This is a genomic window from Comamonas testosteroni (assembly GCF_014076415.1).
GTDB lineage: Bacteria > Pseudomonadota > Gammaproteobacteria > Burkholderiales > Burkholderiaceae_C > Comamonas > Comamonas testosteroni_F.
Genome location: NZ_CP043568.1, coordinates 3,203,693 through 3,226,930 on the forward strand (window position 1 = coordinate 3,203,693; position 23,238 = coordinate 3,226,930).

Annotated in this window: 23 protein-coding genes; 14 read left to right on the forward strand and 9 right to left on the reverse strand. The window is 57.9% G+C overall.

The window, feature by feature from the left end:
* Positions 1 to 700: 700 nt before the first annotated feature.
* The gene (locus F0P97_RS14670) at positions 701 to 1,096 is read left to right on the forward strand and encodes a YkvA family protein (RefSeq protein ID WP_182287213.1); all 396 of its coding nucleotides are present in this window, start codon (positions 701 to 703) and stop codon (positions 1,094 to 1,096) included.
* 631 nt (positions 1,097 to 1,727) lie between these two features.
* Here F0P97_RS14670 and speG read toward each other — a convergent pair.
* On the reverse strand, positions 1,728 to 2,243 hold the full coding sequence (speG, locus tag F0P97_RS14675; RefSeq protein ID WP_034374547.1) for a spermidine N1-acetyltransferase: 516 nt from the start codon (positions 2,241 to 2,243) through the stop codon (positions 1,728 to 1,730).
* A gap of 108 nt (positions 2,244 to 2,351) precedes the next feature.
* Here speG and F0P97_RS14680 point away from each other — a divergent pair, with 108 nt between their 5' ends.
* Positions 2,352 to 3,224 (forward strand): LysR family transcriptional regulator, encoded by an 873-nt coding sequence (locus F0P97_RS14680; RefSeq protein ID WP_182282981.1) that lies wholly within the window; start codon positions 2,352 to 2,354, stop codon positions 3,222 to 3,224.
* 143 nt (positions 3,225 to 3,367) lie between these two features.
* Here the strand turns inward: F0P97_RS14680 and F0P97_RS14685 are convergent, their stop codons facing one another.
* Positions 3,368 to 3,886: a GNAT family N-acetyltransferase gene (locus tag F0P97_RS14685; protein ID WP_182282982.1), complete on the reverse strand. Its 519-nt coding sequence runs from the start codon at positions 3,884 to 3,886 to the stop codon at positions 3,368 to 3,370.
* Positions 3,887 to 3,900: 14 nt separating this feature from the next.
* Between F0P97_RS14685 and F0P97_RS14690 the strand changes: the two genes are divergently transcribed.
* Both F0P97_RS14690 and F0P97_RS14695 read left to right on the forward strand, forming a co-directional pair.
* A complete protein-coding gene (locus F0P97_RS14690) occupies positions 3,901 to 4,521 on the forward strand; it encodes a LysR substrate-binding domain-containing protein (protein WP_256493677.1) in 621 nt (206 codons plus the stop codon).
* A gap of 351 nt (positions 4,522 to 4,872) precedes the next feature.
* Entirely contained in the window at positions 4,873 to 5,313 is a 441-nt protein-coding gene (locus tag F0P97_RS14695; RefSeq protein ID WP_182282983.1) for a hypothetical protein, read from the forward strand.
* Positions 5,314 to 5,418: 105 nt separating this feature from the next.
* Here F0P97_RS14695 and F0P97_RS14700 read toward each other — a convergent pair whose 3' ends face one another.
* A complete protein-coding gene (locus tag F0P97_RS14700) occupies positions 5,419 to 6,825 on the reverse strand; it encodes an IS30 family transposase (protein WP_232537945.1) in 1,407 nt (468 codons plus the stop codon).
* Positions 6,826 to 7,036: 211 nt separating this feature from the next.
* Positions 7,037 to 7,975: a DMT family transporter gene (locus tag F0P97_RS14705; RefSeq protein WP_182282985.1), complete on the reverse strand. Its 939-nt coding sequence runs from the start codon at positions 7,973 to 7,975 to the stop codon at positions 7,037 to 7,039.
* A 51-nt stretch (positions 7,976 to 8,026) separates the two neighbouring features.
* On the opposite strand from F0P97_RS14705, the gene F0P97_RS14710 reads away from it, so the two are divergent.
* Positions 8,027 to 8,911, forward strand: coding sequence for a LysR family transcriptional regulator (locus F0P97_RS14710; RefSeq protein WP_182282986.1), 885 nt, complete (start codon positions 8,027 to 8,029; stop codon positions 8,909 to 8,911).
* A 168-nt stretch (positions 8,912 to 9,079) separates the two neighbouring features.
* Here the strand turns inward: F0P97_RS14710 and F0P97_RS14715 are convergent, their stop codons facing one another.
* Positions 9,080 to 9,313, reverse strand: coding sequence for a hypothetical protein (locus F0P97_RS14715; RefSeq protein ID WP_182282987.1), 234 nt, complete (start codon positions 9,311 to 9,313; stop codon positions 9,080 to 9,082).
* A gap of 168 nt (positions 9,314 to 9,481) precedes the next feature.
* Between F0P97_RS14715 and F0P97_RS14720 the strand changes: the two genes are divergently transcribed.
* From F0P97_RS14720 to F0P97_RS14735, 4 genes are all read left to right on the forward strand, one after another.
* A complete protein-coding gene (locus F0P97_RS14720; protein WP_182282988.1) occupies positions 9,482 to 10,873 on the forward strand; it encodes a PLP-dependent aminotransferase family protein in 1,392 nt (463 codons plus the stop codon).
* Between the two features lie 240 nt (positions 10,874 to 11,113).
* Positions 11,114 to 12,772 carry a sensor domain-containing diguanylate cyclase gene (locus tag F0P97_RS14725; protein ID WP_182287214.1) on the forward strand — a complete coding sequence of 553 codons (1,659 nt, stop codon included), beginning with the start codon at positions 11,114 to 11,116 and terminating at the stop codon, positions 12,770 to 12,772.
* Positions 12,773 to 12,891: 119 nt separating this feature from the next.
* A complete protein-coding gene (gene hchA / locus F0P97_RS14730) occupies positions 12,892 to 13,740 on the forward strand; it encodes a glyoxalase III HchA (RefSeq protein ID WP_182282989.1) in 849 nt (282 codons plus the stop codon).
* A 1-nt stretch (position 13,741) separates the two neighbouring features.
* Positions 13,742 to 14,461, forward strand: a complete 720-nt coding sequence (locus tag F0P97_RS14735) for a PA1136 family autoinducer-binding transcriptional regulator (RefSeq protein ID WP_182282990.1) — start codon at positions 13,742 to 13,744, stop codon at positions 14,459 to 14,461.
* Between the two features lie 116 nt (positions 14,462 to 14,577).
* On the opposite strand, the gene blaOXA is transcribed toward F0P97_RS14735, so the two are convergent.
* The 3 genes from blaOXA to F0P97_RS14750 all read right to left on the reverse strand — a co-directional run bounded on the left by blaOXA (position 14,578) and on the right by F0P97_RS14750 (position 16,785).
* Positions 14,578 to 15,378: a class D beta-lactamase gene (blaOXA, locus tag F0P97_RS14740; RefSeq protein ID WP_269780044.1), complete on the reverse strand. Its 801-nt coding sequence runs from the start codon at positions 15,376 to 15,378 to the stop codon at positions 14,578 to 14,580.
* Between the two features lie 200 nt (positions 15,379 to 15,578).
* Complete coding sequence (locus F0P97_RS14745; RefSeq protein WP_182282991.1) at positions 15,579 to 15,995, reverse strand: VOC family protein; 417 nt, start codon at positions 15,993 to 15,995, stop codon at positions 15,579 to 15,581.
* 268 nt (positions 15,996 to 16,263) lie between these two features.
* Positions 16,264 to 16,785 carry a DMT family transporter gene (locus F0P97_RS14750; RefSeq protein ID WP_182282992.1) on the reverse strand — a complete coding sequence of 174 codons (522 nt, stop codon included), beginning with the start codon at positions 16,783 to 16,785 and terminating at the stop codon, positions 16,264 to 16,266.
* Positions 16,786 to 16,883: 98 nt separating this feature from the next.
* Here F0P97_RS14750 and F0P97_RS14755 point away from each other — a divergent pair, with 98 nt between their 5' ends.
* The 4 genes from F0P97_RS14755 to F0P97_RS14770 all read left to right on the forward strand — a co-directional run bounded on the left by F0P97_RS14755 (position 16,884) and on the right by F0P97_RS14770 (position 20,941).
* Positions 16,884 to 17,807 carry a LysR family transcriptional regulator gene (locus F0P97_RS14755; protein WP_034396589.1) on the forward strand — a complete coding sequence of 308 codons (924 nt, stop codon included), beginning with the start codon at positions 16,884 to 16,886 and terminating at the stop codon, positions 17,805 to 17,807.
* Positions 17,808 to 17,935: 128 nt separating this feature from the next.
* A complete protein-coding gene (locus tag F0P97_RS14760; RefSeq protein WP_182282993.1) occupies positions 17,936 to 18,277 on the forward strand; it encodes a hypothetical protein in 342 nt (113 codons plus the stop codon).
* A 148-nt stretch (positions 18,278 to 18,425) separates the two neighbouring features.
* Positions 18,426 to 18,758: a hypothetical protein gene (locus tag F0P97_RS14765; RefSeq protein ID WP_182282994.1), complete on the forward strand. Its 333-nt coding sequence runs from the start codon at positions 18,426 to 18,428 to the stop codon at positions 18,756 to 18,758.
* Positions 18,759 to 19,348: 590 nt separating this feature from the next.
* The gene (locus tag F0P97_RS14770; RefSeq protein ID WP_182282995.1) at positions 19,349 to 20,941 is read left to right on the forward strand and encodes a glycosyltransferase family 39 protein; all 1,593 of its coding nucleotides are present in this window, start codon (positions 19,349 to 19,351) and stop codon (positions 20,939 to 20,941) included.
* Between the two features lie 75 nt (positions 20,942 to 21,016).
* On the opposite strand, the gene F0P97_RS14775 is transcribed toward F0P97_RS14770, so the two are convergent.
* Entirely contained in the window at positions 21,017 to 21,493 is a 477-nt protein-coding gene (locus tag F0P97_RS14775; RefSeq protein WP_182282996.1) for a GNAT family N-acetyltransferase, read from the reverse strand.
* A gap of 972 nt (positions 21,494 to 22,465) precedes the next feature.
* Here F0P97_RS14775 and F0P97_RS14780 point away from each other — a divergent pair.
* Positions 22,466 to 23,146 (forward strand): hypothetical protein, encoded by a 681-nt coding sequence (locus F0P97_RS14780; RefSeq protein WP_182282997.1) that lies wholly within the window; start codon positions 22,466 to 22,468, stop codon positions 23,144 to 23,146.
* Positions 23,147 to 23,238: the final 92 nt, after the last annotated feature.

The following is a 23,238-nucleotide window of genomic DNA, read 5'->3' on the forward strand; positions in this document are numbered from 1 at the left end:
CTGACCTGGCAGCGATGGCGAACGACAGCTGTAGCGCATGCAGCCGAATTCAAGCATTGGTTCGATAGCATCAGTACGTTCCGAACTTGATCTGTCGTTCATCGCTGCAGCCTGGATCTGCCGTTCGCGGCCAGGCAGAGATCCAATGCCGACGTCTGGCGTCGCCATCAATCTTCGTCGTCATCCTCACGCCAGCCTCGATGATGGTGTCTGTGCCACCTGTTCCAGCGTCGGCCGTCCTCCTGCCAGCGCCATCCCGGAACAGCTTCTGGCGGCGGCGCGACTATCACGGGCCGAGGGGCGTAGACTGGCCGCGGAATGTATTGAACAGCCGGTGGTCCATATTGAACGGGCGGTGCCGCGTAATAGTACGAAGGCGAAGGCGCCGCAACGTAGGGAGCTGGAGCACCGTAGCCTATACCCAGGTAGACCTCTGCATGACCAGGTGCCGCAGCCATGGCAAGTGCAGCAAACAGCGAGAGTGACGTGTAGTTCATCAAGTGACTTTCAAGGCAATGGCGCTCGCCATGCTTGGTCTCTTTAACGAGGCGGATTTAGGAGCGTTGACCAGGCATTTGTAACTTGATACGCATAGATGCTTCGTATTTTTCCGACTGCCGAAAATTCATCGGCAGCTATAGGAACATGCGTGACCGTCATCGATAAGGAGCGAAAATTCCAACCTGTCCTCGGAATTTTTATGAATCTCAATGGCAACCTGAAGGTTTGGGCAAAGCGGATCAAGCGCGATGGCGTGACACTCTGGTTCGCCGGAAGACACCCCGACACGCCTTGGCATGCGAAAGCGCTGGGGCTTCTTGTCGTGGCTTATGCGCTCAGCCCGATTGATCTGATTCCTGATTTCATCCCGGTTCTTGGATATGTGGACGACGTCCTCTTGCTTCCGGCGCTGATTTGGCTGACTGTCAAGCTGCTACCCGAATCGGTTCTGGCTGAATGCCGTGGTCAAGCCGATGCATGGATGGCCGAAAAAGGGGCGAAGCCAAGCAGTCGCGCGGGGGCGATCATGATCATCGCGTTGTGGGCCGCCATGGGGATCGCTGCATGGCTCTGGCTGAATCCTCAGTCGCTCTGAGACGGTTGCCTACCGGGCGTTTGCGGACACACGGACATCGCGCAAAATACTGCCACGACGGTCTTCTTCGGAACCCCATTTCCCAGCTCAATACGCCGCTCACGCAACTACCCCTGTGTTTTGCCCAAACTGCTCAGCAGAACCCAGATTTCAAGAACATTCTGAATGCTGGAATTGCCAGGCGAGCTTTGCGAACGGTAGTGTTTGGAAGCCAATAGCATCCCCTATCGGAGAGTTCGGACCATTTCGGAAGCTTATTTCCAAAGTGGCTCCCGAAGCGCCCGCCGTTGACTCCACCGGAGAAAAAATCGCGAATGGCATCGGCCTGACCATATTGGGGATTTTCTTTGGGTGCTACAGGCCTTGTGATTCTGGTGATCATTCTGATCGTCAGCTTAAATCCATGCCTTATATGCAGGTAGGTCAGGCACTCTATTGTCCGTACCTTGTGTCTGGCCGGTCATGCCGATCTACAGACACCTCGCAGCAGGGTATCGCCTGTCACCTTCAATGACGACGGCTATTACCAAGAACACTCGAGTCGCTGTACGTCGAACACAGCTCGGCGCCCTGTAGTGACCAAAGAAAAGCCCCGGACGAGCGCCAGCAGGAGTCAGTTACTCGCCTGAATCTAGGCCTTATTCAGGTAGCTCTTCTGCAGCATGTACATACGCAACACGCTCCGATATTGGCCGTTGGCAAAAAATTCATCGACCAATTCGCCTTCCGGCTGAAAGCCAAGCTTCGTATAGACATGGATAGCCTTGGCATTCTCCTTGTCCACATGCAAAAAGATCTTGTGCAGATTTAGAACCTTGAAGCCATAGTCAAGCGCCAGACGAGTAGCACGAGTGGCAATCCCCTTGCCCTGCTGATCAGGAGCAACAATGATCTGAAACTCCGCTCGGCGATGTACCAGGTCGATTTCCACCAACTCAACCAACCCCCCGCGAGCCCCTTCATGTTCGACTACAAAGCGACGTTCAGTTTGGTCGTGAACGTGTGAGTCGTAGAGGCTGGTCAGTTCATCAAAGGTCGCATAAGGCTCTTCAAACCAATACCGCATGATGCTGGCGTTGTTATCCAGGTGGTGCACAAAGCGCAAATCGTCGCGCTCCAATGGTCTTAGCTGAAGGGATGTCGTCATGGGTTCTTTCATTCAAATGTTTGGGAGGCCGCTTGAAGCGACCACGCTGCCAATGATCAATCAATTTCTTACTTGCGAAAAGTTCAGATCAATCATTAAAATTGATCGATGGAGTGGACACTCGAACGTTTGAGCCAATTCGTCGCCGTGGCGGACTGTGGCTCCATGACTCAAGCCGCTCGGCGCCAGGGCCGTACTCAATCTTCAGTGAGCATGGCCATGGGACTGCTGGAAGCGGATCTCGGGCTGGAGTTGTTTCAACGTATAGGCCGATCGGTGCGACTCACGCAGGCTGGCGAAGTCATCTTGCTGGAGGCACGGGCCCTGCTCAATCAGGCCCAGGCGCTAGACCTGCGCGCGCGCAAGCTGTCACATGGCCAAACTGCCAAGCTTTGCGTGGCTATTGACGAGGCTCTGCCCTATCCACCGATTGCGAGGCTGCTGCAGGAATTGGCGCAACAGTTCCCAGCTCTGGAGTTGACCTTGCTCAATGGCACGGCGGCCGAAGCCGCACACCAGGTGCAATCTGGTCGTGCGGAACTTGCCTTTCAGTTTGACCGAGGTCCAGCAGGCGCTCAGTTTGCTCAACACTATGTGGCCGGAGTGCCGCAGATGGTGTTCGTATCGCGTGACCATGAGTTGGCCAAGTGCAATGGAGTCAAGCGCGAGGACCTTGCCGCTTATCGGCAGTTGGTGATGCACATCGAGGGTGTTGAAGACCTCGTGATCAGTCCGAGTATCTGGCGCTCGGAGAGCTTCTACGTGCTTGCTGACATGCTGGCCGACGGCATAGGCTGGGGAATTCTGCCGCGCAATATCGCGCAAGCGCCCGATATAGAGCCCCGCATCGTGACACTGGACTGCCCGGAATTGCAGCTTCCTCCGCTAGCTGTGCGTATGCTCAGTTTGCAAGGTAAAGCGCTGGGCGATACGGCCTTATGGATCGAGCAACGGCTTGCAACGCTGCTGCGTTCGAATTGACCAAGATTGAGCCTTGGAGAATTTCGAAGCTGTAGTTTCCAGTTCATCGTGAGAAACTGCATCAGATCGATCAGCGACAGTCCTGGATCGCCAGAAGAAACAGTCGTGGACCGCGATCCCTGAGCCTTCGAAGTTCATGCAGTTCACAGGGCCATGACCATTTCGTGCCAGGCCATGCCACCGTGGTCTGACTCCGAAGGACGCTGGTATTGGAATCCCAGGCGAGAGTACAGCACCACATGTCGCTCCTTGCACATCAGGTGGATGCTTCTCTTGCCCTCGGCGCGCATCTGCTCGACAAAGGTATGCATCATGGTGGTGGCGCAGCCCCGGCCTTGGAAGGCCGGATCGATCACCACGGACATGATGACCACGTTAGGTGCGGCAGCGTCATGCCCGACCAGCTCCTTGAACTCTTCATCAGACATGCGCACCTCGTAGGCGCAGCCGCAGTTGATGAAGCCAATGATCTGTCCATCGTGTTCCGTGATCAGGAAGCCATGCGGATATTCACGAATACGTTTGGTGATCTTGGCAAGCGTGGCTGCTTCATCACCTTCGTAGGCACCGGCTTCGATGACATAGCAGCGATCGGCGTCTTCTGGTCGGGCATGGCGGAACGTGAGATCTGGTGTCATGGCGGAGGTCATTTCAAGGCTCATAAATCCTCAATTTCATGATCGCTGCAACCGACTTCACCACCTTTGCTTTGATGCCTGCGTTGATCTCCAGGATCGAGCAGGAGGCTCCTCATGTGCGCCTGCGCGTGGTTCATTCGCGTCATCGGGACGCCTACAGCGACCTGGTGCAAGAAGGAGCCCATTTCGTCATGGGCTTTTCAGACGAATTCAGCCCCGTACAAGAAGGCGTGGAAGTCTTGCAGGGACATACCGATGCCTATGTCGTCGTTGCACGCAGAGATCATCCTCGCATCGGCAAGAGGCTCTCCATGGCGCAATATCTGGCGGAACACCATGTGGTCGTGAAACCCTGGCAGGAGGAGAAAGGCGTCATAGACGCAGCTTTGAGCAAGGGCGGGTGGACTCGCGAGATTGCGATAGAGCTGCCCAGTGTCATGGCCGCGCCCTTTATCGTGGCAAATTCGGATTTGCTCATCACCCTGCCCCGCCTGGCGGCACAGCAGTTGGAGGCATCGGCAGCGACTGCGATCTTCAAAGCACCTTTTGAAGTGCCGTCATACACCCTGAATGTGTATTTTCAGCACCGGCATCTGAGCAGTCCATGGCATCGCTGGATGCGCGTTCGTCTCGAGAGCGTATTGCGCCCAAAAGGGTGACTAAGGCGTGTGAGCGATTGACCTTTTGGGTCGAAGCTGCTTTAGATCTCTGGCGGCTCTCGGCCAGGAGCAGCCGTTCGAGAAGGCTGCTTGGCCGACTGCTTCAAGCTGACAGCTGATGCAGGGGCTTCAACACCGAATGTCGGCGGCGATCAACAGCTCAACTTGATGAACTCTGGCTGCAATCTCCAAGAATCGGCATTCAAGGATGTCCGCAGCCATTGTCGGAGACCGCCACGACCCGGCCCCTTGACGACGATTCACCGTGCCTTCAGGCAAAATCCAGATGATCGGGGCAAGCCTGGCGTCAGGTCTGCCGGGAAGCCCACCTTGAAGAATGGAGCAACATCAATGGCACTGACGAAGAAGGGCGAGTTCTGGTACGGGACGACGTCCGGCGACACCCAAGCCGAGCTGCGCAGCTACAGCGTTGCGAATCGCCATGAGGCCGTCCGGTTTGCCTCGTCCAAATGCAATTGCGGGTGCCGGACTTTTGCGCTGCAGACCGACGAAGAAGCCGGCGTGGCAATCCGTACCTGCACCGACTGCGGGCAGAAACACCTGATGGGCGACAGCGCGGACCACGTTGAAGAGGCAGCCCCCGAGGCGCACGAATGCGTGTGCGAGAACGAGGTGTTCGAGTTGATGTCCGGCGTCTCCGTGTACGAAGGCACACATGACGTACGCTGGTATTACATCGCTTGCCACTGCGTGGAATGCAATCTGGTCGGAGTCTTCGCAGACTGGAAGTGTGAAGCAGGTGATGCGGCGGCCTTCCTCGCCAAGGTATGAGCGCGCGCGCCCTTCACAGATCCTGCTCACAGGCTCGAGTGGCCGAAGAGTGTCATGAGGTGGTTGGTGTATTGCAGCGACCGATTGAATCCACCCAGCCCGCATTCAACGAGTCGTCGCAACACTGCGTCTGTTTGTCGAGCGTAGCAACTCATTGAAGGCCTCTGCGGGCGTCTGCCATCCGAGCGTCTTGCGCGGTCTTGTGTTCAAGGCCAGCGCCACTGCCTGCAGATCGGTTGCTCGATGCGCGCTGAGGTCCGTGCCCTTTGGGAAGTATTGGCGTAGCAGCCCGTTGGTGTTCTCGTTGGTGCCTCTTTGCCAAGGACTCTGCGGGTCGCAGAAGTAGACCTGCAGGCCAGTGTGCATCGAGAGTTGCACATGCTGGGCCATCTCCGCACCCTGGTCCCAAGTCAGAGACTTCTTCAACTGCTTCGGCAGCGAACTCATGGCTTTGGTGATCGCCTCTCGCACCGCCTCGGCACCGTGACCAGCCAATGCGGGGCCGTGCTTGTCTCGTGGCTGCTGACGATGGCCAGGCATAGACGGCAGGTGCAGCAGCATCGTGAAGCGCGTCGTCCTCTCAACCAGCGTGCCAATCGCCGAGCTATCCAGGCCAAGGATGAGGTCACCTTCCCAGTGGCCTGGTACTGCGCGATCTTCAACGCTGGCCGGTCGCTCGCTGATCATGATCTCTGGCGTGACGAACGACTTCCCGCGGCCTCTGACACGCTCTCTGGGCACGCGCAGAGCACGGCCCGTGCGCAGGCACGCCGTTAATTCACGCTGCAGCGCTCCACGGCCCTGCACGTACAACGCTTGATAGATTGCCTCGTGGCTGATGCGCATCGAAGTGTCCTTGGGGAAGTCGATTGGTAGCCTATTGGAGATCTGTTGAGGGCTCCACGCGCGCGACCATCTGCGCGCTTGCCGGCGCCCCTGCCGCCGACCGTTCCAAGGCACCTGCGGCCCGGCAATCGTTCGCCCGCCAGGCGTCGCGATGTTCCCGGCAAGCCGATCTTGAACGTACTTGCGTAGCGCGTGGTTGCTCACCAGCTTGACCTCCTTGGGCCTTCTCGCTGCACGGTCCGCATGCCATTGCGCTGTATGCGAACGGTACTCCAGATTGCCGCCACGCGTCGCCGCATTGCGCTGCAGCTCGCGTGAGATCGTCGAGGCAGCACGCCCGAGTTGACGGGCGATCTCCCGGACACCGTCGCCGCGGGCACGCGCCAGCGCGATCTCCTCACGCTCGGCAAACGACAAGTAGCGGCCTGTGGGCTGCGCAGCGGACGGTGCAAGATGGGAAGGCGGCATACCGCCAGATTGTCGGAACCACCGGGCTCCAACAGCCATGGACACCCCTGCAACAGCGGCCGCGTCCTCACTGCTGAGCCCACGTGCGATTGCCTGCCAAAACGGCCATCGCGCTGCACGATGCAGAACCGGTGGTCGTCCGGGGGAGCGCAACTTTGCGCGCAGCGACGCGCTCGCCTTCCTTATCTTCACATTCATTCAACACCTCCGAATAAGACGTGTTGCAACGATGGGTTGAACTCACCAAGTAAACCATGTTCGGTACTGGAGTGAGGACCACTCCAAGGGAAACAAGGCCGAAAGCAAGCCAATTCTCAAAGCCAGGCATGATGGTTTCTCACGTGTTATTGCCTTTGAATACATCAGTCGAGATCTGCTTCTGGCCGAAAGCAGCAGCGCTTGACCCGAATCAGGCAGCCGCCGAGTGAGCGGCTCTCTCCAGTCGTATGCGCCCGATATTCATCAACAACATGCCAAAGATGGCCATGGTGCCGCCGCCCAGCAGCGAGCTGGTAATGGGCTCTCCGAGCCAGAAGCTGGACAGCAGCATGCCAAACAGCGGCACCAGGGACATATACGCGGCTGCGGCGCCAGCACCCAGCTCCTGGATACCCTTCAAGTACCAGGCGTAAGCCAATGCCGTAGCGCCCAGGGCCAGGGCCACAACGCTGTACCAGGCGACGGCAGGGGCTTTTGCCAGGGCAGTCCAGGCGGATGGGCCCTCAAGGGCAATGCTGGCCATAAGAAGCAGTGCAGCGCCAATGAGCGTGGTCACCGTCGTCGTCGTCAGCGCATCCACGCGGGTTAGAACGATGCGTCCTATCAGGGTATAGGCAACCCAACATGCGGCGCAACCAAGCAGCAGCCACTCTCCCATGCCGGACGAGGAAGACACCAGGTCCCCCAAAGCACCGTCACTCAGCGCATACAGGGCGCCCGTCACGGCCAGCACCAAGCCCAGGCACATGATGGCGTTCACGCGTTCACGAAACAGCAGCGCTGCGAACAGCATGGTCAGAACCGGGTTGAGTGCCACCACCATGGCCGCCTTGCCCGCAGGCACGGTCTTGAGTGCCAGCAAGAAGAACACGGAGTAGCCCAGAACACCTACGGCAGAAGCGCAGGCCAGGCCCGCCCATTGGCGAGGCCCCAGGACACGCAATGCACCCATGCGCTCGCTGCGGTACAACCAAAGCATCAGCAGGAGCCCAGCCAGGAAGAAGCGCAGGCTGGCCGCAGCCAGTGGAGGCATGGCTTGCGCGACGATGCGTCCCCAGGGCCAGGAAGCACCCCACAGGGCAGCCATGCCAATCAATCCCAAATGAGTGGAGGTTCGCAATGTATTCATGAGACGTTACTATCTGATAATCAGTATTCATCGTCGAATGAGTAAAAGCTCATGACATTCACGCAACTCGAAGTCTTTGCTGCGCTCGCCCGGGTCGGCAGCTTCTCGCGCGCAGCGGGTGTGCTGGGTATTTCCCAGAGCGGAGTCAGCCATGCCATCAAGCAGTTGGAGACAGAGCTCGGCGTCTCGCTTTTCAAACGAGAAGGAGCAGCGGCAACACTGACCGAAGTGGGCGCCAGGCTACTGAGCCGCGCCAATGACATCCTTCAGCAAAAAGAGGCATTGCAGCAGGAAGCCGATGCGGAGCATGGCATTGCCCGGGGCACCTTGCGCATTGCATCTTTTGGTGCCACCTCGTCGCTGCGTCTGCTGCCGAGGCTCCTGGCACGCTTTCAGCAGAGGCACCCCCTGGTCGAGGTGCACATCGAGGAAGCCATAGATAGCACGGTCGTTCAGTGGTTGCTGGAACGGCGCGTGGAACTGGGCTTTGTCGTCTTGCCCGACGAACGCTTCGATACCCTGACCCTGGCCGAAGACGAGTTGGTGGCGGTGCTGCCTGCTGCGCACCCTCTTGCGTCCCAATCGGCCATTGCTGCCATGAGCTTTCATGGACAGCCCTTTATCCGTACCAGCGCAGGCTCAGGCCCCCATATCGATGCTTTTTTGGCCAGCCAGGGCGCTTCACCCAGAACTCTGTTCAGGTTTGAGCAGCTCACCTCGATGATGGGCTTTGTCGCGCAAGGCGAGGCAGTCACCATTGCCGCACGTCTGGCTCTGCCCGAGCCCCCGGCAGGTGTTGTCTACCGCCCGTTAAAGCCCTGTTGTCGCCGGAAAATCGCGTTGGCCGCGCTGAGCTTTGACAAGCTCTCGCCCGCTGCATTGGCTTTTGTCGAGCTGGCCCGGAAAAGCAGGACCAGCCTGACGGTTGAGTACTGAGCGACCTCGTCATCCGAAGCAAGTGGTCTCCCGAATGCCTGGGGCCAAAGGTAGTCTGCAAAGGCCACGCAAGGCAGATTGCCGTCTTCGATAAGGCAACAAGTTATGGCCGAGCGATGATTGCAAGGTTCATTGCATTGCTGGATATCGGGCGACCAGCCTTTGCCGTCATGGGAGGCTCAAGTCCATACCGAGCATCCTGGCAAGGCCGAAGGTGAACAGCAACACACACAGCAGCGCCAGCATGAAGGCGGCAGCCACCTTGCTGCCCGTGCGCAGCAGCGCGCGCCTGTCCATTCCCTTCTTTCCTTGGTCGTAATGCCACTTGATGGCGAAGAACATGCACGCGCCGAAGATGAGAACCTTGAACGTAACAAAGATTACAGGGACCCAATCGATCATTTTGAGAATTTCCAGCTATGACTTGACACTGTCTACCGTGAGGAACACCGCTTCCTGAAGGAGAGAGGCGAAAACGTCAGCGATTGCCATACAAGAATGGGATCGCTACACGCTCTGAGGCATATTACTTAAAAACAATTTCCATACATTGAGACAAAATGTCTGCGTATGAAAACCATACAAGATGACAGTTTGCCAGTTTGGCTGCCGCGATTGGCCGTGCATGGCGGGCCGCGCTTCTTGCAGATTGCGGATGCCTTGCAGGCGGCAATGGCAGATGGATCCCTGAAGCCGGGTGATCGTCTGCCTCCGCAGCGTCAGCTGGCAGCACAGCTGAACCTCGACCTGACGACGGTCACGCGCGCATACGACGAAGCCAGACGCCGCCATCTGCTTGAGGGCCGCGGCGCGCGAGGTACTTATGTCGCGGCACCGAAAGTTGAACTGACCTCGGTCCTCGACCTGAGCATGAACACGCCCCCCCCGCCCGCTGGCGTGGACTTCGACGATCTGCTGAAGCAAGGCCTTTCTCAGGTGATGATGGGGGCAGACACCGCATTGCTGATGACTTACCACCTGGGCGGAGGAAGCGACTCCGACCGTAAGGCAGGAGCCAGATGGCTGGAGCCGATGTTTGGATCCCTGGATTCAGCGCAGGTTGTTGTCTGCCCGGGCGCGCAAGCGGCAATTGCCGCATTGATCCTGGCGCTGACGAAGCCTGGCGATGTGATATTGGCAGAGCCAGCAAGTTATCCGGGCCTGCGTACTGCAGCAACCCAGTTGGGCCGGTGCATCGTGGCGGTGGAAGCGGACCAGCACGGGATGGTGCCCGAGATGCTGGAGCAGGCCTGCCATCGGCACCAGCCTGGGCTGGTCTACCTCAACCCCACATTGCAGAACCCGACCGCCATCACCATTCCGGAGCGTCGGCGCAAGGAGTTGGCCGGCATCGCGAAGCGCTGCAATGTACGCATCGTTGAAGATGACCCCTACTGGCTGCTTGCCGATGCACCGCCACCACCTATTGCCACGTTTGCCCCGGAACAGGTGTGCTACATCTCGACCCTGTCGAAATGCCTGACCCCCGGTTTGCGTGTCGCCTTCGTGCTCATGCGTGACCAGTTTGAACGCGAACGTTTCCTGGTCGCGCTCAGGTCATTTGCGCTGATGGTCGCTCCTCTGACGGCCGCACTGGCCACACAGTGGATCCTCGACGGTTCGGCTGCTGCGTTGATGGAAGGCGTACGCAAGGAGGCGCGTCTGCGCCACTGGATGGCCAGGGATATTCTTGCGGGGAGGTACAGCGGCACTGGAGACGGCCTGCATGTATGGCTCGAGTTGCCAGGGTATTGGAGCTCCTCACAGCTTGCGCGCGCAGCCGACAGCGAGGGCATCGCAGTCACTCCGGCTGAGGCATTCGCCACCGGCAACAACTCCGTCAATGCCATTCGCATCTCGTTGGGCAGCATCAAGGACCGCGGACGCTTGCAGACGGGCCTTCAAAGGCTGTCTCATCTGCTTGCACGAAGGCCCGAACCGTTCAGCGCTGCGGTGGTATAGATGCCCGGGAAAGACGGTGCACCATTCAGGAGCCCCCTCAATGCGGTCGCATCCAGGCCGGTTCAGCCATTGACTGCTCCAGCTTTTTTCCGCAGAGGACTCATACGGCCGCGACACCTGCTTCACCGATGACATTTCCTGACTTTTCACTCCAGACGCACTTGTTACCATGCGTTCAAAACAGCCTGGAGGGAGTACGTGGACAAGGCACTACCGCTGCATGCTCAGCACAAACAGTCCATGCTCCCCACCGTGCGCATGGCCACACTAGTCATGGCCGCTGCGTGGCTGACCTTGGTGGCTGGTCTGGGGTGGTGGATGTCAAAGCGAGTCGTGGGTGCAGAGCTGGATCGCCTGGCTGCCAGCGCCGAATACGAAGCCGAGACGACCGCACGCATCATGGATCGGCTGTTCACGGAAATGTTGAGTGTGGCCAATATGGTGGCGCGCCAGGGCTCGGTGATCCAGTTGGCCACCCGGTATCGCGACGATCCGCCAAGTCTGGCCAGGCTCACGCGCCAGCAGCGCGCGGCACAACTCACGCAGGATCCGTTGGTGCGCAAAGTCGGCAACTTCATGCATGAACTCTCCAGCGATCTGCGCTATGCCCGCATCTACATGAACAATATGTCGGACGACACAGTGACTGCCAGCAACTGGGACGAGCCTGACAGCATCGTGGGCATGATCTACTCCGGCCGTCCCTATCTGATTGATGCATTGCGTGACGGCAATGGCCATTCGTTCGGTATCGCCCGGCTGAACAAGACACCGTCCTATTTTGTAGCCAGCCGCATTGAGAACGAAGACGACATGCCTCTGGGCTCCGTCACGGTGAAGTTCGATGCCCCGGAAATAGCGCTCTACCTGACTGGACACCACATTGCACTGATCGTGGATCGCCAGGGAAGAGTGACTACCGCTTCGTCCGCTCCATTCATGCTCCGCAATGCGGCAGGGCTTCTTTCGCCGGGTACTGCGCAGTCTTCCAGCACGCCCTCTTCGCCAGACAATGGAGAAGATCCAGGAATAGCTCTGGATGTGCAGGCCATGGCCAGCTCTGGTCATGCTGATCAGTGGCTCATCGATGGAAAACCCTATCTGCTGCGGCGTGAGCCGCTATCCAAAACACAGTACCAGCTGATCACGATGGCAGCCCTGGATCACCTGCCTGCCATGCGTCGACAGCACTATTGGATCGCAGGGCTGGTTGCGGCGATCGGCCTGCTTTTCATCCTGCTCTGCAGCCACGTGATCGGACAAGTGGTGGTGCGGCGGCAGGACGAGCGGCATGCGGCGAACCATGATGCACTGACCAATCTGCCGAACCGGCGCAATGTGATGGCTCAACTGGATCGGCTATTCGCTTTGGCAGGCCGCACGCAGCAATGGGTCCTGGTGGCCTTCATCGATCTGGATGGGTTCAAGGCGATCAACGATACCTACGGACATGTGGTCGGTGACCAATTCCTTGTCGAAGTCGGCCGGCGCATGTCTGCGGGTCTGCGCAAGAGCGACATGCTGGGGCGGCTAGGTGGTGATGAATTCGTCGTCATCGGACTGATTGCTCCGCCTGACCCCATGGATCAGGACAAGGCTCTTGAAGCCATGCGCAGTCGATTGGCACCGCTGCTGATCGGAACCTATAGATTTGCCGAGTGCAGCTTCGACTATCCAGGAGCAAGCTTTGGCATTGTGAGTGCCGATCCATCCGCCAGCTCTTCGCAGGCTGTGCTCAAGGAGGCTGATCGGTGCATGTATGCGGACAAACAGGCTAGGCGCGCATCGCAAATGCAGTCGGCCCAAAGTGATTCAGCAAGTGATTCAACCGTTGAGACACGCGAATTGCCGGAGCGACGCCAGGCTTCTGCTCCCGACTTTGGCACTGTGCAAGCCTGAAACAGGCCGGGGGCAAAATTCCGGCTTCGCCCGACTCTCATTGACGGAAATCCCTCATTGCCACAGGTTTCTTGCCGCCGCATTGTTGTGCACTCCGCAAACTACCCCAGAGGTGCCCCATGGCTGAATCATCGACTTCCGACAAGCAACCGCAACCCGATCCGGCCGAACTCAATGCGTTCTTTCCCTCCTCCTACTCGCTCAGCCAGTTCACGTCGCCCAAGTCCGACCTGAGCGGGGCCGACTACGCGAAAACCTACCAAGGCAGCAAGAAGATCCTGATGATCGGCGCAGACGAGCGCTACCTGCTGACCGATAACGGCAGCTTCTTCTCAACCGGCAACCACCCGGTCGAGACACTGCTGCCCATGTACCACCTTGACAGGGCGGGCTTCGCGTTCGATGTGGCAACGGTGTCGGGAAATCCCGTCAAGTTCGAGTTCTGGGCAATGCCTTCCGAAGACGAGACGGTCAAGGGCTTCTTCAACAAGTACCACTCGCAATTCAAGGAGCCGCTGCGCCTGTCGACGGTGCTTGAGCAAGGGCTGGAGCAGTATGCCGCCATCTTCGTACCCGGCGGGCATGGCGCGCTGATCGGCATCCCCGACAGCCGTGACGTAGGTGCGGTGCTGGAATGGGCTGCGGCCAACAACCGATTCGTCATCTCCCTGTGCCATGGACCTGCGGCCTTCCTCGCGGTTGGCGACAGCGACATCTACCGAGGCTACAAGATCTGCGCCTTCCCCGATGCACTTGATGCGCAGACCCCGGCCATCGGCTACATGCCGGGTCACCTGACCTGGAAGTTCGGCGAAAGGCTCAAGGCCCTGGGCTTCCAGATCGTCAACGACGGCATCTCGGGTGCCGTGCACCGGGACCGCCAGCTGATCACCGGAGACAGCCCTCTGGCTGGCAATGCGCTTGGCAAGCTCGCGGCCGAAACCTTGCTCAAGGAAGTCACGGCCTGAGATGAGCACCGCAATAGTGCAGGCGGCATTCAACGGAGCCCTCGCCATCGAGGGCGCCCGCAGCCTCGCCGCAATCCAGGATACGGTGCGTGCGGTCGGCGCGCCGCTGGGGTACGACCGTTTTGTGCTGTTCTCGGCTTCCAGCGCTCGGGACGATGCGGTGGAGCGCATCTACTGGATCGAAGGCGACTGGTTCGGCACGGGCGCGCCTGTCGATGCTGAAAACTACGTGCGGCACTGCCCGGTGACGCACCATATCCTGGAAACGAACCAGCCCTTTTTCTGGAGCAAGACGAACGGCGCTCAGGGCGAGCGTTACAGCGTCGTCCGCGCGCCGCAGGGCCCGGGTATCCACGGTCTGCAAGTGCCTGTATTCGGCCTCCTGGGGCTGGAAGGCGCGATGAGCCTGGGCGGCGAGCGCATCGATGCCTCGCCACAGGCCCGGCTGGCGCTGGAGCTGATCGCCCAAACCGCATTCCGCACGGCGCGCAGGCTGCTGGAACTGCCCGCGCAAGAGGAGCTCGGCCCCCTATCCGATCGCGAACGTGAGGTGCTCGCATGGACGGCCGCCGGCCGGCGGCAGACGGAGATTGCCGCAACCCTCGGTCTATCCGAACGCACTGTGGAAAACCACCTGCGCCGCATCCGCAAGCGCCTGGGCGTTGCCACGACGGCGCAGGCCATTCGCGTGGCGATCCGCAACGGAGAGATTGTCGCCTGACTATCCATGTCGGCTCACATCTCAAGCGTCCCCATGGAACATGCAAACGGGGGCAGAAACCGGCCGCAAGAGCTCTTCAAGACATGGCTCTGTCGGCTTCTGCTCCCGGTTCAGATCTATGCTGAAGTGGGTAGCGCTTTAATGGAGCGCAGAACATTGCGTGTGATGCTTTGCCGTTTGGCAAGGTCGGCAAGTCTGTTGGGAGTGTCTATGTTCAAGGCGAAGAAGACGGGGCCGCTGGGCCACTCTACCCAGCCCACCCACCAGCCGATTTTTCCGGTCCAGCCCGTTTTTGCACGCAGTATCCAGTCAGGCCCTGCTTCATTGACCATCACGTCCTTCACAAGCCGCTGGTGCTCGACCTGGAAAGGCAATTGATTGCGGTAAAGCCGTTGCAAGAAAGCAATCTGCTCGAAGGATGAGATGGCGAGGTCGCCCTCAACCCAGAATGGCTTGTCGCCAGTGGCGACCGCATTGCCATACCCAATCTTTCGCATATAGGCGGTCTCGCCTGCATCACCGAGTTCCTTGGCGAAGCGCTCATACACCCAGACGGTGGAGTTCCTCATCGCGGAGCGCAGATTCTGGTCCACGTTCCAGGCCTCCACAGGTCGTTTCACACCATCCCATTGAATGAGCTGAAACTCGTCGCGCAGCAACCCTGCATCAAGCGCAAACAGGCTGTGCGGAATCTTGAAGGTAGAGGCTGGCGAGTAACGCCGGCCGGAACGCGACACGTTGTAGACGTGAGTAATTTCAGAGCTATCGCGTGCATCGAGAACAACGATGCTGCCTTGCGCATCAGCTTCTGTGAAGAACCGAGACCACTCGGTCATTTCTTGAGGCTGGGGGCCTGCCGCCGTCACTTGAGCAAACCCTGCGGCCAGGGCGGATAAGAGCAGACTACGTCGATTCATGCGGCTAGTTTAAAGGTCAAACGAACCCGTCCTGAGGTGGCAGGGACAGTGACGATGCCACCTGGTGGCTATGGGAAGCGCCTCTTGCGGGCCGGACAACGACAGCCACAATCGCTTCAATCCACAACCAGAGGCTGTCTTTCGAGCAACCCAATCGGGCATAGCGAGCACTCAGGGAGTTCGGACTGCCGCCTGAGTTGTCAATCGGCGCTCGCAGGCCCTTTAAGTTCAAGCTGATTGCCGTCCGGGTCTTTGCAGTAAATGGACGGGCCCATGCCATCAGCGCCAAAGCGTCGCACCGCCCCATCCGCCTCGAGACCATGGCTCGCCAAATGGGTGAGTATGGCTTGCTCATCAAAAGGCTCGATACGCAGGCAAAAATGATCGACGTTTCTGCGCTCGCTTGAGGCCGCAGCTCCGCCCGCACGGCCTAACGGGCCCTCAACATCCACCAGATCAATCATGGATGCACCAGCTCGCAGGTGAACCATACCCAAATCCTCGCGACGCTTCACCAAGGTACAGCCCAGGACCGCTTGGTAGAAGCGGATGCTGCGCTCCAGGTCGGTGACGCGCAACACGATGTGATCAATGTGCTGAATACTGAATTTGCTCATGGCGATCTCCTGCTCCAGGCATGCACACTCCTAATCGTAGGCACCTGGTGTGATGAAACCCCAGACGTTCGGCGAGCGTCAGGGACATTTTTTTGATAGGAAGGCATGTGTTTGCTTGATCTTGTCAGGCAGCTATGGCACGGGGCCGTCAATGTCCAACCAAGGGCTCGCATTGAGCATTTCGGCGTGAGGCGCTGATTTCCATTTCCTTTCGAGCAGTGCTTAGCGCACTGGCGCCGCGCCAGTGGGTCAATCACTATTTTTGTGCTCAAGCCAAGCCCACGCTGGAGGCGACGGGGATCGCTGTGACGGCAGGTCTGGCTGCTCCTGCTCCCTGGATCAAAAACACCCCGCCAAGAATCAGGAGAACGCCCAGCACACGCATGACGTTGATGGGCTTGGGCTCCAGCCCCATGACACCGAAGTGATCGATCAATACAGCCACGACCATCTGTCCTGCGACCACGGCAACCAGAAATCCGCCGGCACCCAGTTTGGGTATCAGGGCTGCAGCACTGGCGACGTAAACAGCCCCCAGGACACCGCCGATCCAGAACCACCAGGGACCGTGAAACGCATTGCTGAAGTTCGGCATGGGGGCTTTGACCAGAATCAGCATGGGCACCATCACGGCCAGGCTGATCACCAGCGATGTGGTGGCCCCCCAGAAAGGGTGACCAAGAGCACTGCCTACGTTGGCATTTGCAGCGGCCTGAAAAGGCAGGATGGCCCCTGCCAGCAAGGCCATGCCCAGTGAGGCGACCGTCATCAATGCCATCTTGCTGTTCATATCTGCTACTCCTTCAAACCTTTACAAGCAATGTTTGAATGGTCTTGCATACGGATTAATTATGGAAATTGTTTATATGCACGTGTACTATTCTTCGCATGGATGATTTGCGCCGTATCGACCTCAATCTGCTGCTGGCACTTCACGCGTTGCTGACTGAGAAGCACGTGACCAGGGCTGCCATGCGCCTGCACAAGAGCCAACCGGCAGTGAGTCATTCGCTAGCTCAGTTGCGCGAGCATTTCAATGACCCATTGCTGGTGCGCAAGCAGGGAAAGCTGGAGCTGACGGCCCGAGGCAATGCGCTGCTGCAACCGCTCTCGGAGGCTTTGGGCAGCCTCAATACTCTGCTGGGAACGCCTCAGTTCGATCCACTGCAGGCACAGCGACGATTCAGGCTGTCACTGTCCGACTATGCGGCTCGTCTGGTACTTCCGGACCTGATGCGATATGTCCGCAAACATGCGCCCGGCTTTGACTTCGCCATCAGTCAGGCCAGCCGGGATGCCATGCTGGTACAGCTAGCCGATGGTGAATTGGATCTGGCTCTGGGAATCTTTCCCGATCTTGCACAAGACATCCAGGTCGAAACACTGTTCGAAGAGGATTTCATCTGTCTCGCAGACAAGGCCGTCAGTCCGGAAAAAGGAGGACTGTCGCTAGAGGAATGGCTGACGCGCCCTCATGTCATGCTGGCATTGAGGCCGGATGCGAACGACGAGATCGAGCGCGCACTCGCAGCCAAGGGACTTAAAAGGAGGATTGCGGTGGCCTTGCCACACTGGAGCGCTGCGGTTGAATTGCTGCCAGGTACCGATCTGGTTCTGACGATTGCCCGTCGTGCTGTAGGCCCGTTGCGCTCATTCAAGAATCTACGGCAGTTTGCGCCTCCACGCCAATTGCAATTACCGAAAATGGCATATCAACAGGCCTGGCATGCGCGAAAGCACAATGATCCCGCGTTGGCCTGGCTCAGGCTTGCTGTGATGAACAGCTGCAAACCGAATGCTGGCGAGCAGTGAGTTGCCATAAGTCGCGACTTTTGCGGTCATTTTTCTTCAGTCTCCTGGACGCTGCCGATGACTGCAACGGGTGGCGGATTCAATCGGACAATAGCGGTCCTTTGCTCATTGCAACCTGGTATGTGACGATGAACGCCAAACAATTTGTTGAAAACTGGGTCAAGCTCAAATCAGAACTTCTTTTGTCTTTCATGAATGCTCATGAGGAGTCGGAGGTCGCAGCGAGGATCGAAGCTCTAGAGCTCACGCCCAAGCAGCACGAGCAACTTCGAGCGATTCTGGATTCGGTGCTGAGAGACACCATGTATACCTTGCTGCTGGGACTTGATGGCGCCGCGAGCATTGGAGGTGAGCAACAAACGTATACGCTTCATGATGAGAGCGGCAACCTCATCTCTGATTGCGGTGAACTGGAAGCAGCTGCATGGGAAGCCTTTCACGGGCAGGAACAGGCACCTGAGGGCGATTGACAAACCATGCCCAGAAGGTGGTCTGGGTCATTTGCAGTCCTGAATTCATTAGTGAAGTAGGCGTAACTACGCGCTCTTGGTGCTTGCATCTCTTCAATGTGCTCGACTATGCTGGTTACATTGAGTCACACAGCGCCAGGAGGGAACTTTGCCAAGCATTGAAGTTTTTGAAAAGCTCACTGGTCGCAAATTTTCGGATGCAGAGCTCTTGCATACAAAGGTGCTCTCTTTCCCCGAAGAGGGAAAAAAGAGAGTTGTCTATGGACTGCTGGCCGAGGCTATGGACATTGACTACTCTCAAAAGTCACTTTCTGAGCTTGGCGAGCAAATAAGGCTCGCCCTGTCCAATATTGAGCGCCTTGCACCCAAAGCCTTTGTTGGTCAGAAAATTCGTGTGTACGAGGGCAGCAACCACCTGGACATCATCAATGATGGGGTTGGGAGCATGGGCTGGTTGATTGTGGAAGACCACCTGACTTGATTGGACCTCAACGACCCGGAATTCAGAAGCGCAGCAATCCCTTGTCCGGCTTCTGATGCCTGTTGGCTGTCTGCGCAAACGTCTCCGCGCTATCCGCTGCACCGCTCTGGAGGTCGTTGCTTGCGAAAGAAGTTTTTAACTTAGCGCATCCAATTGATCTGAACTGGCTGAATCAGAAAGGCTCCTAAAGGAGCCTCTTTGCCTAGACAGAAGAACTGTTTAATCCACAGCAACCATTCCCGACGACGCTTTGATGACGGCATATGCGTTGTCGCCCTCCTTGGGCACACGATTTTTTGTATCGCTGAGGCTCACTGATTGACGACCAAAAAATATGTGGAGGCTCGCTGTATCAGATTGACATATCAAGTAAGCACCTTAAGCGCGTGCGCCTTAAGAAATTGATAAGTTGCGAAGCCTAGATTCCAGCCAGCAATAACAGCGGTGAGCTGCCAAGTCCAAGCCCATCACGACCTGTTTAGCCAAAGGAGTCGGTGATGCTGCTAGTAAAGATGCAAAGGTTTGAGGTTGCAGCCAGAAGCAAATGCGCTGCAACCTTTGTTATTTCGCTCTGCGGTCTGATCTAGCCCGTGCAAACCGTCATCCCTCTGGGCGTGAAGGCCTTCAGCCGCAAGATCGACGACACAATCCTTTGCGGTTTAGCAATGGCGCTGTGGCTCTTGGCCCTTGCGTGGATTCGTCCATTGAGCAACCCGGATGAGGGACGCTATGCCGTTATTGCCTTAGATATGCTGCGCACCGGCAATTGGGTGACGCCTCATCTCAACGGGCTTCCCTTCTTTCACAAGCCGCCTCTGTACTACTGGCTTGCAGCCACAGGCTATGAGGTGTTCGGCGTGCACGCATGGGTGGCGCGCCTGCCGTCCATGCTGGGAGCATGGCTGGCGTCGATGAGTCTACTGGCTCTGACCAGACGCTATGCGAGTACATCGACCACCGTAACCACGGTGATCATCTTCCTCACAATGCCATTTACCTTTCTGGCTGCCCAGTATGCCAATATGGACATGCTACTGGCCGGCTGTATGTGTGCCTGCGCCACATGTGCATTCATTGCCACGATAGAGTTGCAATTTGGCAAATCCTGGCATAGCTGGATCATGGCGGCGGGTGTATTTGCCGGTCTTGGCTTCCTAGCCAAAGGACTCATTGGCCTAGTCTTGCCCGGCTTGGTGTGGTGTATGTGGATTGTCTGGGAGCGTCGCTGGAACCAATTGGTACTGCCCCTGTACCCTCCAGCATGGCTCGCCATACTTGCGATTGCGGGGCCATGGGTATGGTTTGCGCAAAAGCAGCATCCGCAGTTTTTTCATTATTTCTTTGTCACACAGCATTTCCAGCGTTATACCGAAACGGGCTTCAACAACCCGCAATCATGGTGGTTCTATCTGGCAGTGATCACACTGGCATGTCTTCCTTGGACTCTGACTGGAATCTATATGCTGTTCAGGCGGTGGCGGACTCGGCAAGAGTTCATGCCCAAGTCTGACTCACACCCTGCACAAATGAGCCTCGATCGATATATGGTGGTTTGGCTATTGGCTGTGATGGCATTCTTTTCGATTCCCAGCAGCAAGATCGTGGGCTATGTGCTGCCGGCACTCCCACCTCTGGCCTACCTGATCGCTCGCATGTGGCAAACAGCTTTCGCTGGCGGCGAGCTGCATTTACCGCAGCTGACGTCTAAGCTCGCTATCAACATGGGAGTTTCAGCAGCTCTTTGCGCGGCGCTTGCCATCGGCTTCGGCATCAAAGGTGTTCCTCAAAAAGCTCGTTGGGACCGCCTGGCTGCGTTACCGGTGCAACCTGGCGATCGAATCATGATGCTCGGACAACTTTACTACGGCGTGCGTTTCTACATGCACACGGACCAGGTCGCTTGGATCGTCGATGACTGGCAAGCAGCCAAAGCATCAAAGTCAGACAACTGGAGGAAAGAACTGCTGGATGCCGCAGATTTCTCTCCAAATAGCGCTAGTCATTTACTCCTGGGAAAGCAAGATGCAAACCATGCTTTGTGCACAACCAAGCACAGGGTATGGGTTGTCGGAGAACCCGAGACAGCAAATCAGATGACTCCATCACTATCCAGCTCTAAACCGATGCTTGAACTGGGCTCTCGCGCTGTTTGGCTCTGGACACCTGACAAGGCAAAGTGTTGATGGCCTGATTCTGGCACTATTGCGACAGCCGCCCCCCCAAGCTGCCACCTCATCGCACCTGCATGGCGTGTCGGGCTACAACTCATGGCTGTAAACGATAAATCCGCTATGTCTGGCCAACTTGTCGTAGAGCGCGCGGCCGGCTTCATTGGTTGCTTGCGTTTGCCAGTAGACGCGGCTCGCACCAGCCAGCGTGGCTTGCTCGTAGACGTTGTTGATGAGGGCCTTGCCAATTCCGAGCTTGCGCCGTGTGGGGGCGGTGAAAAGATCCTGCAGGTAGCAGACCGGGGCAAGCCTGGTCGTGCTGCGGTGAAACAGGTAATGAGCCAGGCCAACTACCTCTCCTTCATGTTCCGCCACCACCGCAAACACTGGCTCGATGGGATTGAAGAAACGTTCCCAGGTTGTCTCGGTAATTTCTCGGGGCAGCCCGGAAGCTCCGGCCCGTCCGTAGAAAGCGTTGTAGCCGTCCCAGAGCGAGAGCCACTGATCAAAGTCTTTGGGTTGAATGGCTCTTGCCACGACACCAGCTACCACATTATTTTCAGGCATAGGACAGACTTTCTTGGCATGTGCCAGATTGATATTCGATCGTCTTTGCCGGCAGAGCCGGCTCTGCTTGACTCACCGCGGCCGTTCAAGGCCGCCCCCTTTGCCGGCCTCTTAGCAAAAAGTAACCTGCCAAGGCCAAGCTGAAGCCTAATAGCAAGTAGATTGATCCCGCCGCGGCGGCCCCAAACTCCGGGGTAAAAAGCTCTGCAAGCAAGAGCAAGATCCCGCATATTGCCTTGCAGCTGGTTCCTTCGACATGGATCGCACCGCGAATTAAAATGGCGCTTCCATTCACAATCCCGAACACACCAAGAACCAAGATAAACCCACCAAAGACCATAGCCTCACGACGCATGTCTGACCTTCGAAAATTCTGGTGGAAAAATAATTGCTGCTGAGTGTAGCTGGTAGCCCTAAAGGACAGCTATTGGCCGAATGCAACGGCAGCGCACAAACCCAAAGAGAAATTGATTAACGAAGGAAAATGGCACTTTTTCAGACCTCTGCCAAATTTATTAAGGATCGAGCCAATAATCAGGCTCCCTCCGTAACAACCGAGACCTTGGATGTCACCATTCTGGCTCTTTGCGCTCGCCGTGTTTTTTGGCTACTTGGCCTACGACGCATTTCAGTTTCACCATTCGGCGAATCATCGGGTTTGGGCTGTTCCCCCAGCGTCAGGCAGAGCTGTGAACGCCGCCCCCTTGTCGGTACGAGAGCAAGGGACTTCTCGCTCTCACAAGTACACAGGGGCCGAAGGCATTCCGGGCTTGCACTGGGTCTTCTTGGTGATGGCTTTGGCATGTGCTGCTGCGGGTGCTTATCTCTGGATATTTGATTGAAGCAGTGCTAGTCCACTGCCTCATCTGCAGACAGCCCGCTGCGCCTGGCCCAACTCGCTGCCCCATCCATATTGCCGCTGACACAGCCTTGCGTTAGCCTGCGTGCTCCACATTTGCTCAGGAGCCTGCCATGTCCCGTCGTTTGGTTCTTTCTGCCAGCACCGCCCTCGCGGCGGCCGCACTGATCGTGGGTTGCGGCGCCATGGGGGCGTCGGGCGGCAACCCCATGAGCTTCTTCATTACCAGCACCAACCCCGGCAAGGGCGGCGACCTGGGCGGGCTGGCCGGGGCCGACCGCTACTGCCAGTCGCTGGCCGCAAGCGTGGGCGCAGGCAACAAGACCTGGCGCGCTTACCTGAGCAATGCGGCACTGAACGGACAACCGGCCGTCAATGCGCGCGACCGCATCGGCAACGGACCGTGGCGCAACGCCAAGGGCGTGGTCATTGCCACCAGCGTGGCCGACCTGCACAGCGCCAATGCCAAGGTCGGCAAGGACACCTCACTGACCGAAAAGGGCGAAGTCGTCTCGGGCTTTGGAGATGAGGTCAACCGCCACGACATCCTGACCGGCTCGCGCCCTGACGGCACCCTGGCCTTGCCCGAGCCCGGCAAGGACACCACCTGCGGCAACTGGACCAAGAGCGACGGCGGCTCTGCCATCGTGGGCCACCACGACCACCAAGGCACCAACCCCGACCCTGTGGCCAATGCCTCGTGGAACTCGTCGCACGGCACGCGCGGCTGCAGCGTTGAGCAGCTCCAGCAAAGCGGCAGCGCCGGGCTGATGTACTGCTTTGCCACCAACTGATCGGGATGAAAGTGCGGGCCTCGGCCCGCGCCGGTTGATGACAGGCAAGCGCCGCCCCGGAACGACCCTGATGGTTCAATACCCTACTCTGC